Below are 14,486 nucleotides of genomic sequence, written 5' to 3' on the forward strand. Positions count from 1 at the left end.
GCGACAGCTAGGCTCGTCAGAGTGGCGAAGACCAAGCACACCGCAGCAGGCACCCCGGCGACCGTCGCGCTGACCAAAGCCGGGTTGCCGTTCACCACGCACGCCTACGAGCACGACCCGGCGGCGAAGTCCTACGGGCTGGAAGCCGCCGAAGCGCTCGGCCTCGACCCGGTCCAGGTGTTCAAGACGCTGCTCGTCGAAGTCGACGGCAAGCTCGCCGTCGGCGTCGTACCGGTGGATCGGCAGCTCGACCTCAAGGCCGTCGCCGCCGCCCTGAACGGCAAGAAGGCGGTGATGGCCGACCCGGCCGCCGCCGAGCGCACCACCGGGTACGTCGTGGGCGGGATCAGCCCGATCGGCCAGAAGCGCCGGCTGCCGACCGTCGTCGACACCTCCGCGACCGAACACGCCACCGTCTACGTCTCCGGCGGCCGCCGGGGTCTCGACCTCGGGCTGTCACCGGCGGACCTGATCACCGTCACCGCCGCCCGGACCGCGCCGATCGCCCGCTGACCTGACGAGGAGCCTGCCGGCATGGACGACCCCAACATCGAGACCACACCGTCGCTGCGCGGTTTCCTCGAGCTGTACGCCGCCGGCTTCGTCGACCGCGATGAGATGCTGTCGGCGGTCGCGTCCTGGCCGTTCGAGGACGAGAAGACCGATCCCGAACCGCGCGACCAGGACAACACCCTCGCGGTCGTCTCGGCGGCCCGGATCCTCGGTCAGCTCACCCGCGAGGACATCGAGGAGATCCAGCGCCGGCTCGAAGGCCCACCCAACTTCGCCTGAGATTGCCCGAACGCTTCGCCAGTCCGCTCCGGCGACACCCGGCACGGCGCCACTCCCGCGAGACCCGGCGCGGCTCCGTCACTCCGCCCCCGAGACATCCGGCGGCGCACCGTCCTCGCCGATCCGCAGCGCGCCGGTCATCAGCGACACCACCTGGCTCATCGACGCGTCGCCCGGCCGGACCACCGCGGCACGCCGGCCCAGCCGGTGGATGTGGATCCGGTCCGCCAGCTCGAACACCTGTGGCATGTCGTGGCTGATCAGCACCACCGGCAGCCCACGATCGCGGATCCGGCGGATCAGGTCGAGCACCAGCCGCGACTCCTTGACGCCGAGCGCGGCCGTCGGTTCGTCCATGATCACCATCCGGCTGCCGAACATCGCCGCCCGGGCCACCGCGACCGCCTGCCGCTGACCACCCGACAGGGTCTCCACGATCTGCCCGATGTGCTGCACGGTCTCGATGCCCAGGGCATCGAGCTGTTCCTGCGCCTGCCGCCGCATCGCCGGCTTGTCCAGCAGCCGCAGCACGCCGCCGAGCGGGCCCGGCCGGCGCAGCTCGCGCCCGAGGAACAGGTTCGCCGCGATGTCCATCGCCGGGGCGAGCGCCAGCGTCTGGTGCACGGTCTCGATCCCGGCCCGCCGCGCGTCCAGCGGCGAGTGGAACCGGGTCTCCGCACCGTCCAGGAGGATCGTGCCGTCGTCCGGGACCAGCGCCCCGGACAGCGCCTTGATCAGGCTCGACTTGCCGGCACCGTTGTCACCGACGACGGCCAGCACCTCCCCGGCGTACAGGTCGAAGTCGGCGCCGTCGAGCGCGGTCACGCGGCCGTAGCGTTTGACCAGGCCGCGGGCCTGGAGTGCGGGCGTGCTCATCGGGACCTCCGGCGGGCGAGCTGGTCGAAGGCGACGGCCGCGATCACCAGTACGCCGGTCGCGACGTCCTGGTAGAGGCTGTCGATCCCGGCCTGGGTGAGGCCGCTGCGCAACACCGCGACGATCAGCGCTCCGACCACCGTGCCGAGCACGCTGCCCCGGCCGCCGAACAGGCTGGTCCCGCCGATCACGACCGCGGTGATGCTGTCCAGGTTGCCGGTCTGGAAGGCGTTCGGGTCCGCGTTCGGGATCCGGCCGAGTGCCTGCCAGGCCGCGAACGCGTAGATCACGCCGGCGATCAGGTAGACGCTGAACCGGGTCCGCCCGACGTGGATCCCCGTCAGCCGGGCCGCCTCCGGGTCGTTGCCCAGGGCATACACGTGTTTGCCCCAGGAGGTCTGCGTCAGCGCGTACCAGACCAGCGCGAACATCACGACCGCCAGCGTCATCCCGTGCGTCACCCTGACCTGGCCGAACAGGTACCCGCCCTCGCCCAGCAGCCCGAGCACCGGATCGGTGACCGGCCACGAGTTGCCCTGCGAGTACAACCGCCCAGCCGCCAGTACGACGGTCAGCATGCCGAGCGTGACGATGAACGGCGGCAGGTTCAGCCAGGTCACCAGCCCGCCCGACACCCCGCCGAGCGCGGCGCAGACGACGAACCCGACCACCAGCGCGAGCACCGGGCTGCTCCCCTCGGTCACCAGCCGGGCGAACAACATCGTGCCGAGCACCATGATCGCGGCGTTCGCCAGATCGATCCCGCTGGTCAGCACGATCAGCGTCTGGCCGAGCGCCAGCGTGGCGACCACCAGCGACTGCTGGACGACCAGCGACAGGTTGTCGACGGTCAGGAACGTGCTGGTGGTCACCGAGAACACGACGATCGCGACCACCAATGCGCCCAGCGGACCGAGCGCGGGGTTGTGCAGGAACGCTTCAGCCGTGCGGTTACGCAGCGGACCGGCCGTCGCGGTGGAGTTGGCCATCTCCTAACCCCAGCAGTTCTGGGCACCCCACGCGGTGTCCTTGCTGTCGAGGCCGGGCAGCGGCTTGTCGGTGATCAGCTGCGCGCCGGTGTCCTGAAATCCGCTCGGCTTCGTCCCATCCTTGCTGAAGGCAACCACCGCGTCGACACCCTGCTCGGCCATCTTCTTCGGGAACTGCATCACCGTCGCCAGGTACTTGCCGGCCTTCACGTCGGCGACTCCCTGGCAACCACCGTCGATCGAGCCGACCGCGACCTTACCGGCCAGACCCTTCGCGGTGAGTGCCGCCACCGCTCCGCGTGCGGCCGGTTCGTTCAGCGTGTAGACGGCGTTCACGCTGGCGTCGCGCTGGAGCAGGTTCTCCATCGCGGCCTGCGCCTTGTTCTGGTCGCCGTTGGTCGGCGCCGCACCGAGGATCGCCGGGTCGCCGTCCTTGAGGCCCATGCCCTGGAGGAAACCGCGGTGACGTTGCTCGTCGACCGTGCCGCCCGGCGTACCGTCCATCAGCAGTAACCGCGGCGGGGTCTGGCCGAGCGTCGCCTTGATGTACTTGCCCTGCAGCTCGCCTGCCGTGACGTTGTTGGTCGCGTACGTCGCGTCGACGGCTTCCTTCGGGTCGGTCTCGGTGTCCAGGGCGATCACCAGTACGCCCTTGTCCTTGGCCTGCTTGAGCGCGCCGAGAATGCCGGTGGAGTTGCTCGGCGTGATCAGGATGCCCTTCACGCCCTGCTGGACCAGGTTCTCGATCGCGGCGACCTGGCCCTCGTTGTCGCCGTCGAACTTGCCGGCCACCGCGATCACCTCGGCGTCTTTCGTGGCCGCGTGCGCCTTGGCCGACTCGCGCAGTTTGACGAAGTACGGGTTGGTGTCGGTTTTGGTGACCAGGCCGATCTTGACCGGGCCGGAACTGTCGCCACCGGAGTCGCTGCCGGACTTGGTCGCCGTACAGCCGGCGGTGCCGAGCAGGGCGGTGGTGACCAGGCAGGCGGTCAGGGTGCTGGAGCGGGACATCGGCCCTCCAGGGGTTCGGAACGGGCGGGTTGAATCGCGAAGCTAGACCCCGCCCGAGGGCCGCCGCAGCCTTTGCGCAAAGCCTTGCGCAAAGCACACTCGGCGACGACGATTCGACGGATGGTCACGATGACCGAGGTCGCCCGCGCGGCCGGCGTATCGGTGAGCACGGTCTCGCACGTCGTCAACGGGACCCGGCTGGTCGCGCCGAAGACCCGGGAGCGCGTGCTGCACGCGATGCGCCTGCTCGGCTACCAGCACCACCCGATCGCACGCTCACTGGCGGCGGGCTCGAACCAGACGATCGGGCTGGCCCTGACCGCGGCATCCAATCCGTACTGGGTGGAACTCATCCAGGGCATCGACGGCGAGGCCACCCGGGCCGGCCTGAACCTGATCATCGTCGACACCCGCGACGACGCCCGGCACGAGTCGGCCGCGATCGCGAACCTGCTCGCGCACCACATCGAGGGCCTGGTCATCGCGCCCGCCGACGGTTGGCGCGACCTGACCCTGCCGCTGCTGCGCGACCGCCCGATCCCGTACGTCGTGGTCGACCGCATCGACCCCGACCTGCGCGCCGACCAGGTCGGCGTCGAGAACGAGGCGTCCACCGCGGCCGTCGTCGACCACCTGATCGCACTCGGCCACCGCCGCATCGGTCTCGTCGCCGGCATCCCCGGGCTGTCGACCAGCGCCGAACGCCTCCGCGGCTACCACCTCGCCCACCAGCGCGCCGAGCTCGCCGTCGACCCCACGCTGATCGTCGACGGCGCCTCCACCAGCGAAGGCGGCCGCAAAGCCACCCTCGCGCTGCTCGACCTGCCCGATCCACCGACCGCGGTCTTTGCCGCGAACAACAACATGACGATCGGCACCCTGGCCGCCTTGCGGGCCGCCGGCATCAAAGTCCCCCGCGACCTGGCCGTGGCCGCCTTCGACGACTTCGCCTGGGCCGACCTGTTCAGCCCCGGCCTCACCACCGTCGCCCAACCCTCCACCGCCATCGGAGCCCGCGCCGTGCAACTCCTGCTGCGCCGCATGCACGATCCCGACGCGCCCCCGCAGACCGTGCGCCTCCCCGCCGAAATCATGCACCGCGAGTCCTGCGGCTGCCCCGCGAAAACCTGACCTGGTCATCAACCACAGGCGGCGTACCCAGCCGCATTCTCGCCGCCTGTAGCTGATGCCAACTCTGTCTCTGGGGTCAGCCAGTCACACCGGGGCGGCCGGTCTCGACATGCCCAGTGAGCCGCCGCCGGTACGTCGAATCCTCCGCGGCAGTCACCTCGAGGTCGTACCACCCACGATCCGTTGACCAAGGCAACGACTTCGTCTGCTTGCCACGCAACTGCTGCGTAACCGTCCGCGAACCGTAGCCCGTCGCCTTGAGCTTGACGGTCAAAGGCTTCGTGCCATGGTTGACCAACTCCACATGCAACGTGCCACCGGCAACCTCCAGCCGAACGTCAAGCCCAGCGGCAAGCCCCTCGGTGGTGCCGGCCAGCTCGACCCAGAAGCGGTTCGGTCCCTGCACAGCGATCTCGAACGGCCCGGACACCTCGATCGGCAGCAGCTCGCTCGACCGCACGTCGAGGTGCTCCGGCGCGGCCAGCTCACCGGCGTAAGGATAGACAGCGAAATGCGCAGCCGCTTTGCCCTCGTTGCGCAGCCGAAGAGAGAGGATGCCGTCAGCAACCGCCCCGGAAACACCCGGCTGATACGGCAACGCCCGAGCGGGCCGGCGACCCGGCTCCTGGACCGGCACCGCCTGGTCGACCGGCGGCGTCGGCTTCCACCGCGCGATCGGCGCCGGCACCGCGCCCGGCTTGTCCACCGACGGCTGCCGGTACGCACGGTAGAAGTCGAACGCCGACGTCAAGTCGCCGCACGCCGTCCGCCGCCAGGCGCTGATGTTCGGCTCCCGCACCCCGGTCCACGTCTCCAGGAACCGGATCACCGACGTGTGGTCGAACACCTGCGAGTTCACGTGCCCGCCGATCGTCCACGGCGACACCACCGTCATCGACACCCGCGGGCCGAGCCCGATCGGCTTGCCGTTGAACCAGTCGTCGTCGTTGCCGGACGCCGGCCGCGGCGCGACCGGCGGCGGGACGTGGTCGAAGTACCCGTCGTTCTCGTCGAAGTTGATCAGCAGCACGGTCTTCGACCAGACCTCGGGGTCCTCGGCGATCGCGTCGAGGATGTCGTAGACCAGGTTCGCGCTGCCGACCGGCGTCGACGAGCCCGGGTGCTCGGAGTCGATCGCCGACGGCACCAGCCAGCTGACCTGCGGCAGCTTGCCGGACTTGATGTCGGCCCGCAGCCGCGGTACCAGCGACTCCGGCTCCGACCGGAACATCGCCTGCCGGAACAGCTTCTGGTCCTTCTTGGGCAGCTTCGCGACCGCCGCGTCCAGCTGCTGCAGCGCGAGCGCCCGGTCCTGCGGCGTCTTCGCGAACAGCTTGTCGTAGAACTCTTCGGTGGTCCGGTAGCCGCCCGGAACGGAGGCCAGGATCCGCCGCCCGATGTCCTTGAAGGTCTTGAAGTACTCGACCGCGTTGTCGGTGAAGTTGTCCCACTCCTGGTAGATCTGCCAGGACACGCCCGCCCGCTCCAGCCGCTCCGGGTACGACGTCCAGTCGTAGCCGGCGTGCGCGTAGTTGTACGCCGCGTTGGTGACCGCGCGGTTCGCCGTACCGGGCTCGTAGCCGGTCGTGCCGGACCACAGGTAGTTGCGGTTCGGGTTGGTCGAGCCGTTGACCGAGCAGTGGTAGGCGTCGCAGATCGTGAAGGTCTCGGCCAGCTCGTACTGCAGCGGGATGTCGCGGCGCTCGTAGTGGGTCATCGACGCGGCGGTCTTGGCCGCGACCCAGTCGTCGTTCCAGCCGTTGCCCCAGGCCTGGGTGGCGTCGGAGAACCCGTGCGGCAGGTCGCCGAGGTACTGGATGTCGCCGGCGTCGCGCCCCGCGGCCGCGGCGGCCTTCCGGATCGAGAACGGCAGCACCTCGCCCCCGGCCGCGGTCGGCTGGTGGAACACGGACTTGCCGTTGCGCAGCCGCAGCGGCCGGCGGTCACCGAAGCCGCGGACACCGCGCAGCGTGCCGAAGTAGTGGTCGAAGGAACGGTTCTCCTGCATCAGCACGATCACGTGCTCGACGGCCTGCAGACCACCCTTGCGGAGCGGTTGCGCCATGGCGGTGTGCAGCGACGGCGGCAACAGCGACAGCGCTGCGCCACCGGCCGCGGACCCCAGGACGAGACGGCGGGAAATCTCAGTCATGGCCGCAGATTAGAGCAGGGAAATCCGCCGGGGTGAACAGTTCGGCACCGCCCGGTGAAGAACGGCGGTACGCCGAAAGCCCCGGCCACCGCGCGCGGCCGGGGCTTTCAGCAGGTGCGAGTGATCAGCCGATGTTCGCGCAGACCACGGTCGGGCGCACGACCAGGTCGGTGGTCCCGTTGTTGAAGCCCTCGACCAGCCAGGCGTTCGGCTTGACCGAGCCGGCCTTGTCGCCGGCGATCGGCTTGTAGACCTCTTCGCCGTCCGCGATCTGCATGGCCGACGAGCTGACGATCTGGAGGTTCTTGATCGCTGCCACGCCCTCGTCGGCGCGCTGGTACCCGCCGCCGAGCGCCGTCTTGCCGGCCGCGCACTGGACCCAGGCGCGCTGCAGCGTGGCGCCGTTGTCGCCCTTGAACTTCACGGTCGAGTTCGCGCCCTGGCCGGCGTTGTCACCCAGTTGCGTGGCGCCGGGGTACGGGCTGTCCGACTCCAGGTCGGTGATGCCCGGCTTGCTGATCTTCGCCTTCAGGTCGGCGTCCAGGCCCTTCATGTGCACGCTGCCGTCGTACACGGTCGTGAACCACTGGACCATGCCCGGGCCGAGGTTGTCGCCGTACACGCTGCCCTTGCCGAGGTGCCAGTTGGTCACCGCGCCCTTGGTGTTCGGGATCGACGCCGCGGCGTCGCGCGCCGCCGGGGCCGGAGCCTCGGCCGCGTCGGCCGACGACATCATCAGAACACCGCCACCCCCGGCCAGCGCCAGCGCCGAAATGCCTGCTACTGCCTTCTTCGTGATACGCACAATATATCCCCTCGAAAGTCGCCCGGCACCGTCGCCGGGCAACCCCCGCAGTACAACACATATTCCTGGAGATAGTTAGTGCGAAAAAAGTTTTATATCACCGGAAATAACAGCTTCTGCATTCTGGCAATATTCACCATTTCTACGATGCACCGAACCGGGGGAAAGTTGTCCACAGGCCGCGTGCCGCCGTGGATCAGCTCGCGGTACGCCGGGTCAGCGCCGCATCGCGAAGGTCCTCGAGCACCCGCACGGTGGTGTCCCAGCCCAGGCACGCATCGGTGATCGACTGGCCGTAGGTGAGCTCGCCGCCCGGCGTCAGGTTCTGGCGGCCCTCGACCAGGAACGACTCCAGCATCACGCCGACCACGCCCCGGTTCCCGGCGGCGACCTGCGCGCCGATCTCTGCCGCGACCTGCGGCTGGCGGCGGTGGTCCTTGCGGGAGTTCCCGTGGCTCGCGTCGATGACGACCCGTTCGGGCAGACCGGCGTTGCGCAGCAGCTCCTGCGCTCCGGCGACGGACTCGGCGTCGTAGTTCGGTCCGGAGTCGGAGCCGCGCAGGACGAGGTGGCAGTCCGGGTTGCCGCGGGTGTGCAGGATCGCCGGCGTACCGTCGTGCGCGATACCGGTGAACACGTGCGGGACGGCGGCCGCCTTGATCGCGTCGACCGCGGTGGAGATGCTGCCGTCGGGGCGGTTCTTCATCCCGATCGGCATCGACAGGCCGGACGACAACTGCCGGTGCACCTGCGACTCGACGGTCCGGGCGCCGATCGCGCCCCAGCCGACGGTGTCGGAGATGTACTGCGGGGTGATCGGGTCGAGGAACTCACAGCCGACCGGCAGGCCCTGCGCGAGCACCTCCAGCAGCAGCTTGCGGGCGATCCGCAGGCCGGAGTTCACGTCACCCGATCCGTCCAGGCCGGGGTCGTTGATCAGGCCCTTCCAGCCCAGGGTGGAGCGCGGCTTCTCGAAGTACACGCGCATCACCACGAGCAGGCCGTCGGAGAGCCGCTCCGCGACCGGGCGCAGGCGCTCGGCGTACTCGAGCGCCGCGTCGGCGTCATGCACCGAGCACGGGCCGACGACGACCAGCAGGCGGTCGTCCACACCGTTCAGCACGTCGGCCACGGCGTCACGGCCGGAGACGACGACCTTGGCCAGGTCGTCGGTCAGCGGCAGCTCGTCGTGCAGCGCCTGCGGCGTGATCAGCGGGACCGTCTTCTCGATCCGGCGATCGACGACCGGGGACGGGCCTGCCTGGGTCTGGGTGTTCGTCACGGGGAACCTTTCCGCCGGCGACCGAACCCGAGGCCAGCGCCGGCTGACATGAGAAAAGGCAAGGACGAATGTCCTTGCCTCGAGCCGGCTCTGGGTGTCTGCGTTGGGGCGTCAGCGATCGGCTGAGTCACCCGGCACCAGGGCCGGCCACTCAAAAAACCGCCAATAGCAACGCTTCACGGGATCAGCGTAGCACCCGCTGTTCGGGGGGCCGGGGATGTCCAGGTCCTTGGGACGCCGCCGGGACGGCGGGGCGCAGTGTGCGGAGGCGCGCGTGGGGCGCCTGCAGCGGGGAATCCCGTGGCGGACCGTTCGGGTTCGTGGTTGTCTCCTCGGGTGCCCATCAGACTCGCTGTTCCCGGTGACCTTCCGGTCCTGCGTGCCATCGAGAAGGCCGCCGGAGACCTGTTTCGGCAGATCGGCATGGTCGACATCGCCGAGCACGATCCGCCCGCGCTGCATGTGCTCCGGTCCTATCAGCGCGCCGGGCGCGCGTGGGTTGCCGCCGACACCGACGATCAGCCCGTCGGGTTTGTGCTCGTCAAGGTGGTCGACGGTGCGGCGCACATCGAGCAGATCAGCGTGCACCCCGATCACCAGCGGCAGGGCCTCGGCCGGGCCCTGATCGACGCGGTGGACGCCTGGGCGGTCGATCAGGGCCTGCCGGCGCTGACCCTCAGTACCTTTCGGGACGTCGCCTGGAACGCGCCGTACTACGCGGGGCTGGGCTTCCGGCCGCTGGACGACGAAGACCTCACCCCCGGCCTCCTGGAGATCCGCGCGGAGGAGACCGCGATCGGTCTCGCGCCCGCCGACCGTCTCTTCATGCGCCGTCCCACCCGCTGAGGCCGAACGGTGCCGTCGGCAACCTGAGACGGAAGCGATCACGAGGTGAGATGCCGACGTTCCCACCAGTAACCGGGACCGGCGATGCGTCGTTGAGGGTCGCAACAAGACGTCGAGGCGCGTAAGGGGTCGAAGTACGGTGGCGAGTCCGCTCGGGGGTCTGGTTCGGCACGCCGGCGACGGTGCGCGGTGGTGAGTCCTCGCACGTTCGAGCTGGTTCGGCACCGCGACCTCAGCGGCGTGTCCGGGACCGGCGTGGTCGCCGAGGGTTGCGTGTTCACCGACGGGTCGGTCGCGTTGCGGTGGCGAGGCAACAATCCCGCGACGGCGGTCTGGCCCGATCTCGACTCGGTGCTCGCCGTGCACGGTCACCACGGCGCCACCGAGGTCCACTGGCTGGAGGACTGGACGGAGTCCCACCCACCGTTGGACCCGCCCGAATTGCACCCCCGGCGCCCACTCGGCCAACGCGGCGCGAGACCGCTCGAGGAGTTCCACAGCGCGTCATCACTCGGCGGGACGGCGCCGAGCGAGGCCGGCAGTGCGTCACCGGCCAGCCAAACGGACAGCTGGTCACCACCCGGCGCGGGCGACAGGTGGTCGCCGACCAGCCCAGGCGACAGCTGGACACCACCCAGCAAGACCGGCAGCTGGTCACCGCCGGTCGAGGACGAATCGGGCACGGAGGACGAGGACCGCGCGGCGCTTGATCAGCTGTTCGGCGTCCAGCACGCGATCCGGCCGCCGACGCCCGGGGCGGACCCCGGTGGGCACGCCCGCGGCTGGGCCGGCGCCCGGCACCTGCGATGACGGCGACACCACGGACCGGACGACGCGAAGCTGCCGAGTCAGGTAGAACAAGCTCGTGATCCAGATCTACCTGGTGCGGCACGGGGCACCCGACTACGCACCGGTGGAGGGCCGCGGCTGGCCGGGCATGGCCGCCGACTCGGCTCCGCTCAGCCCCGACGGCATCAAGCAGGCCGAGGCGGTCGCCGACCTGCTCAGCGGGATCGGCGCGACGTACCTGGTCAGCTCGCCGTTCACCCGGGCCCTGCAGAGCGCCGCGATCATCGGGCACCGGCTCGCGCTCGGCGTCAAGGTCGACTACGACCTGCGCGACTGGCTCCCGGACAGCACCGGCTCGTGGCGCGGCGTCGCCGACGTACGGGCGGCTCAGGCCGAGCTCGACGAGTACGGCGGCGAGTGGCCGGACGGCATTCCGCGCCGGTGGGAGCCGCTGTCCGGAGTCCGCGAACGCGCCCGCGCCGCCTTCGCCCGGCACACCGCGAGCACCGACGGGCCGGTGCTCGCGATCACCCACTCGATGGTGATCCGGGCCCTCACGGGCACCCCCGACGTGGCCCACGGCGCCCACGAGTACTACCGCTACGATCCCGCTGACGACGAGTGATTCCCGCCGTCCGGCGGCCGGAAGGAGTTCCGCGGTGAGCGGCGAGGCAGGGCTCGGCCGGCTGTTGCCGGCGATCGCGGCCGGAGGGGTCGTCGGCGCCCTGGCCCGGTACGGGCTCGCCGAGGCCTGGCCTCACCAGGCCGGCGGATTCCCGTGGGCGACGTTCGTGACCAACGTCGCCGGGTGTTTCCTGATCGGTGTGCTGCTCGCCCGGATCACGCCGCGGTCGCACCAGCTGCTGCGGCCGTTCCTCGGGACCGGCGTGCTCGGTGGGTTCACGACGTTCTCGACGTTTGCCGTCGACACCGACCGGTTGTTGCCCGGCCACGCGGTCGTTGCCCTGGTCTACTTCTTCGGAACGCTCGCCGCGGCGCTGGTCGCGGTCTGGGCCGGCGACCGGGTGGCCCGGTGAACATCCTGCTGGTCGCAGCCGGCGCGGCCGTCGGGGCGCCACTGCGGTTCCTCACCGACCGGTACGTCGTGGGCCGGATCCTGCGCGGCGCGACACCGTTCCCGTGGGGCACGTTGACGGTCAACGTGCTCGGCAGCTTCGTGCTCGGCGTGCTGACCGGGGTCGCCGACCACACGACCGCGCTCCTGGTCGGCGTCGGCTTCTGCGGCGCGTTCACGACATACAGCACCTTCGCGGCCGAGACGCTGCAGCTTGCCCGCGCCGGAAACCGGACCCTTGCCGGGCTCAACGTCGTACTCAACCTCGGCGTCGGTCTCGCCGCCGCGATCCTCGGCGCCACGATCAGCTAGCCGAGAGCAACCCGGCTCAGCCGGGCCGGACCGCCGCCACCAGGGCATCGACCGCTTCGCCGAGCGAGTTCACCCAGCCCGTGGGCGCGCCGAGCGTCTGCCAGCCGGGTCCCCCGATCACCAGCGAGTACGACGGCCGAGTGCGCACCAGCGTCTTCAGCGCGGTCAGATCCGCGGTCTCCGGCGCGCTCGACCACACGAACACCGCGGCCGGGCGCACCCGCCGTACGGCCATCGACAGCGAGCTGGCGGGGGTCGCCGCACCCAGCGTCCGGACCTTCACCGCACGCTCGGCGAGCGCGGCCGCCAGGGCCAGCAGCGGCAGCGCGTGGTCCTCCCGCTCCAGACAGGCCAGGACGACCGGCCGCTCGTCCTCGACCGGACGGAACCGCTCGACCGCCCGCCGCGTGTGGTAGCGCAGGCCGCCCGCGACCGCGTCGGACGCGAGGTGCTCGACCTCGACGCACGCGCCGGTGCGTTGCCACTGGTCGCCGACCTCGACCAGCAGGGGCATCAGGTGGTCGGTCCAGGCCTCGACGGCACCCGAGCGGTCGAGGCTGCGGGCAACTTCGTGGGTGAGCCGCTCGGAGTCCATCGCGTTCGCCAGCGAGAACAGGTCGATCGGCGGCCGTGACTTCTCGCGGCGGGCCCGCGCCGACGGGCGAAAAGCTGCCGTGGCAGCGTTCTCCGGGCCGGCGGCAACGGACGTGGCGGAAGTCACACCTGGTGCCGAGAGTGGGTAGTCCCGGTCGCGGACCTCGGCCGCCGCCTCGGCGGTGGGGACCCCTTGCTCGACCAGCCGCAGCATCGCGCGCAGCCGGGCCAGGTCGTGGGCGTCGTAGCGCCGGTGGCCGCCTGCACTGCGGGCGCTCGGCCTCAGTCCGTAGCGGCGTTCCCAGCTGCGCAGCGTCGGGGCGGCGATGCCCAGACGGCGTGCCGCGGCCCCGACGGTGAGGGTCTCCGAGGTCTCCTGCACGGCCTTCATCATGCCTGTTTCCGGCCCAGATCCGGGCCGAATCGCCACGGGCCGATAACGAATGGACCGAACTTCGAGACGACAAGGGTTGAACTACGCATGAGTTGAGCATAGTTTTCACCGAGCGCCCGTCCGCGCTCACGGTGAGTCAAGGAGGTTGCCATGTCGAGAGGGATGCCTCGCCTACCCCGCCCGCTCATGGATCTGTGGGACTGGCAGTCGCAAGCCGCTTGCCGCGACGTCAACCCGGAGTTGTTCTTCTCCCCCGAATCGGAGCGTGGCGTCCGCAAACGCGCGCGCGAGATGGTGGCGAAGTCACTCTGCGGTACCTGCCCGGTCCAGCCCGAGTGCCGTCAGCACGCACTCTCCGTCGGAGAGCCGTACGGCGTCTGGGGCGGCACCACGGAATCCGAGCGGGACAACAACGTCGTACTCGCCGAGCACAGGAAGTCCGCCTGACGGCCGCCGGGTGACGCACCACCCCGACCCTTCCGGGTCCGGCCGACCGCCGGCCCCGGACCCAACCCCGGTTGTTTCGTCCGGAGGTTGATCACACCACCAGCACCGGCCTCAGGCCTCGGCACCGCCGTGCCCTGAACCGGGAGCCGACGTGCACCACCGACCAACGTCGCCCCAACGCCACGCGCGAGCGGGATCAAGCGTGGGCCGACCTCGGAGCGGCAGCTTGATCGGTGGTGGGCGGCGAAGGCTGAGGACGTCCAGCACTCATCAACCCCGCCGCGAGGTCACCGCGCACGCGAGTTCGAGCGTGGACCGATCCCGCGGCGAGACGTTGGTGAGTGGTGGGCGTTCGCCGAACCAAGGCCCTGCTCCCGCAGGCGGATCGGCTTACGGCTTGCCGTCGTCGGACTCGGTGGGCGCTTCCTTGCCGGTGTCCTTCGGCTTGTCCGCCTCGGGCTTCTTCTTGGCCGGCTTGTCCTTGCCGGCCTTGTCCTTGCCCGACGTGCCCGACTTGTCCTCGGCCGCCGGGTCGGCCGGAGGCGGCGGCGCGGAGCCACCCATCCTCGGATCGCGGAAGCGGTCGAGCGTGGCGAGGAAGTCCGGATCGTCGTCGGGCGCGACCGGACGGCCCGCGGCGGGCGTCCGGCGGACCGGGCGTTCCGGGCGGCGGGCGTTGCGCGACATCAGCAGCCAGACGATCGGCCCGGCGAAGGGCACGAAAACGATCAGGACGAGCCACACCAGCTTCGGCAGGTAGGGCACGTCCTCGCTCCGCGTCTGGATGCAGGAGAACAACGCATACACGGTCAAGGCCAGGCTGATCAGGAACGGCAGATATCGCACGCTTCCACAGTACGGCGCCCGCCACAACGCGCGACCCCGGCGGCGCGGCCCGCTGCCTTTCGGCTCGGAAACGGTTGGGCCGATCACCCGCACAACGACAGCTCGCGCCGGCTCCCCACCCGGAAGCCGGCGCGATCAGCCCGTC

The 14,486-nt window shown here is 70.4% G+C and carries 17 protein-coding genes; 9 read left to right on the forward strand and 8 right to left on the reverse strand.

Annotated elements, in window-relative coordinates:
* Positions 1-21 precede the first annotated feature (21 nt).
* Entirely contained in the window at positions 22-513 is a 492-nt protein-coding gene (gene ybaK / locus BWI15_RS26035; RefSeq protein WP_077017049.1) for a Cys-tRNA(Pro) deacylase, read from the forward strand.
* A 21-nt stretch (positions 514-534) separates the two neighbouring features.
* Positions 535-792, forward strand: coding sequence for a hypothetical protein (locus BWI15_RS26040; RefSeq protein WP_077017050.1), 258 nt, complete (start codon positions 535-537; stop codon positions 790-792).
* A 78-nt stretch (positions 793-870) separates the two neighbouring features.
* Here the strand turns inward: BWI15_RS26040 and BWI15_RS26045 are convergent, their stop codons facing one another.
* Genes BWI15_RS26045 through BWI15_RS26055 form a run of 3 tightly spaced genes read right to left on the reverse strand, consistent with a single transcriptional unit; the run spans position 871 to position 3,668 of the window.
* Positions 871-1,668: an ATP-binding cassette domain-containing protein gene (locus tag BWI15_RS26045; RefSeq protein ID WP_077017051.1), complete on the reverse strand. Its 798-nt coding sequence runs from the start codon at positions 1,666-1,668 to the stop codon at positions 871-873.
* Positions 1,665-2,657 carry an ABC transporter permease gene (locus tag BWI15_RS26050; RefSeq protein WP_077017052.1) on the reverse strand — a complete coding sequence of 331 codons (993 nt, stop codon included), beginning with the start codon at positions 2,655-2,657 and terminating at the stop codon, positions 1,665-1,667. Before BWI15_RS26050 ends, BWI15_RS26045 begins: the two co-directional genes overlap by 4 nt.
* Positions 2,658-2,660: 3 nt before the next feature.
* Positions 2,661-3,668: a substrate-binding domain-containing protein gene (locus tag BWI15_RS26055; protein WP_077017053.1), complete on the reverse strand. Its 1,008-nt coding sequence runs from the start codon at positions 3,666-3,668 to the stop codon at positions 2,661-2,663.
* A gap of 120 nt (positions 3,669-3,788) precedes the next feature.
* On the opposite strand from BWI15_RS26055, the gene BWI15_RS26060 reads away from it, so the two are divergent.
* The gene (locus tag BWI15_RS26060; protein WP_077017054.1) at positions 3,789-4,799 is read left to right on the forward strand and encodes a LacI family DNA-binding transcriptional regulator; all 1,011 of its coding nucleotides are present in this window, start codon (positions 3,789-3,791) and stop codon (positions 4,797-4,799) included.
* A 76-nt stretch (positions 4,800-4,875) separates the two neighbouring features.
* Here BWI15_RS26060 and BWI15_RS26065 read toward each other — a convergent pair whose 3' ends face one another.
* The 3 genes from BWI15_RS26065 to BWI15_RS26075 form a co-directional block, all read right to left on the reverse strand.
* Positions 4,876-6,951: a phosphocholine-specific phospholipase C gene (locus BWI15_RS26065; RefSeq protein ID WP_077017055.1), complete on the reverse strand. Its 2,076-nt coding sequence runs from the start codon at positions 6,949-6,951 to the stop codon at positions 4,876-4,878.
* Positions 6,952-7,075: 124 nt separating this feature from the next.
* Positions 7,076-7,756 carry a hypothetical protein gene (locus BWI15_RS26070; RefSeq protein ID WP_143465820.1) on the reverse strand — a complete coding sequence of 227 codons (681 nt, stop codon included), beginning with the start codon at positions 7,754-7,756 and terminating at the stop codon, positions 7,076-7,078.
* Between the two features lie 196 nt (positions 7,757-7,952).
* Positions 7,953-9,038 carry a 3-deoxy-7-phosphoheptulonate synthase gene (locus BWI15_RS26075; RefSeq protein WP_077017057.1) on the reverse strand — a complete coding sequence of 362 codons (1,086 nt, stop codon included), beginning with the start codon at positions 9,036-9,038 and terminating at the stop codon, positions 7,953-7,955.
* 336 nt (positions 9,039-9,374) lie between these two features.
* On the opposite strand from BWI15_RS26075, the gene BWI15_RS26080 reads away from it, so the two are divergent.
* From BWI15_RS26080 to crcB, 5 genes are all read left to right on the forward strand, one after another.
* Complete coding sequence (locus BWI15_RS26080; RefSeq protein WP_077017058.1) at positions 9,375-9,884, forward strand: GNAT family N-acetyltransferase; 510 nt, start codon at positions 9,375-9,377, stop codon at positions 9,882-9,884.
* Positions 9,885-10,076: 192 nt separating this feature from the next.
* Entirely contained in the window at positions 10,077-10,694 is a 618-nt protein-coding gene (locus BWI15_RS40210) for a hypothetical protein (protein ID WP_237771466.1), read from the forward strand.
* 55 nt (positions 10,695-10,749) lie between these two features.
* Positions 10,750-11,298 carry a histidine phosphatase family protein gene (locus BWI15_RS26090; RefSeq protein ID WP_077017059.1) on the forward strand — a complete coding sequence of 183 codons (549 nt, stop codon included), beginning with the start codon at positions 10,750-10,752 and terminating at the stop codon, positions 11,296-11,298.
* A 34-nt stretch (positions 11,299-11,332) separates the two neighbouring features.
* On the forward strand, positions 11,333-11,710 hold the full coding sequence (locus BWI15_RS26095; protein WP_077017060.1) for a FluC/FEX family fluoride channel: 378 nt from the start codon (positions 11,333-11,335) through the stop codon (positions 11,708-11,710).
* The gene (crcB, locus tag BWI15_RS26100; RefSeq protein ID WP_077017061.1) at positions 11,707-12,060 is read left to right on the forward strand and encodes a fluoride efflux transporter CrcB; all 354 of its coding nucleotides are present in this window, start codon (positions 11,707-11,709) and stop codon (positions 12,058-12,060) included. The genes BWI15_RS26095 and crcB overlap by 4 nt, the downstream gene beginning before the upstream one ends.
* A 16-nt stretch (positions 12,061-12,076) precedes the next feature.
* On the opposite strand, the gene BWI15_RS26105 is transcribed toward crcB, so the two are convergent.
* Positions 12,077-13,048 carry a MerR family transcriptional regulator gene (locus BWI15_RS26105; protein WP_083751009.1) on the reverse strand — a complete coding sequence of 324 codons (972 nt, stop codon included), beginning with the start codon at positions 13,046-13,048 and terminating at the stop codon, positions 12,077-12,079.
* Between the two features lie 150 nt (positions 13,049-13,198).
* Here BWI15_RS26105 and BWI15_RS26110 point away from each other — a divergent pair, with 150 nt between their 5' ends.
* Positions 13,199-13,495, forward strand: a complete 297-nt coding sequence (locus BWI15_RS26110; RefSeq protein WP_077017062.1) for a WhiB family transcriptional regulator — start codon at positions 13,199-13,201, stop codon at positions 13,493-13,495.
* 390 nt (positions 13,496-13,885) lie between these two features.
* Here the strand turns inward: BWI15_RS26110 and BWI15_RS26115 are convergent, their stop codons facing one another.
* Positions 13,886-14,341, reverse strand: a complete 456-nt coding sequence (locus tag BWI15_RS26115; RefSeq protein ID WP_077017063.1) for a PLD nuclease N-terminal domain-containing protein — start codon at positions 14,339-14,341, stop codon at positions 13,886-13,888.
* Positions 14,342-14,486: the final 145 nt, after the last annotated feature.

It is taken from the genome of Kribbella sp. ALI-6-A (assembly GCF_001984195.1).
In the GTDB taxonomy this organism is placed as follows: Bacteria; Actinomycetota; Actinomycetes; order Propionibacteriales; family Kribbellaceae; genus Kribbella.

Bases quoted from the DNA above. Each gene is read 5' to 3' on its own strand.
- BWI15_RS26040 (WP_077017050.1), top strand. From the start codon at position 535: ATGGACGACCCCAACATCGAGACCACACCGTCGCTGCGCGGTTTCCTC.
- BWI15_RS26045 (WP_077017051.1), bottom strand. From the start codon at position 1,668: ATGAGCACGCCCGCACTCCAGGCCCGCGGCCTGGTCAAACGCTACGGC.
- BWI15_RS26050 (WP_077017052.1), bottom strand. From the start codon at position 2,657: ATGGCCAACTCCACCGCGACGGCCGGTCCGCTGCGTAACCGCACGGCT.
- BWI15_RS26055 (WP_077017053.1), bottom strand. From the start codon at position 3,668: ATGTCCCGCTCCAGCACCCTGACCGCCTGCCTGGTCACCACCGCCCTG.
- BWI15_RS26060 (WP_077017054.1), top strand. From the start codon at position 3,789: ATGGTCACGATGACCGAGGTCGCCCGCGCGGCCGGCGTATCGGTGAGC.
- BWI15_RS26065 (WP_077017055.1), bottom strand. From the start codon at position 6,951: ATGACTGAGATTTCCCGCCGTCTCGTCCTGGGGTCCGCGGCCGGTGGC.
- BWI15_RS26105 (WP_083751009.1), bottom strand. From the start codon at position 13,048: ATGATGAAGGCCGTGCAGGAGACCTCGGAGACCCTCACCGTCGGGGCC.
- BWI15_RS26110 (WP_077017062.1), top strand. From the start codon at position 13,199: ATGTCGAGAGGGATGCCTCGCCTACCCCGCCCGCTCATGGATCTGTGG.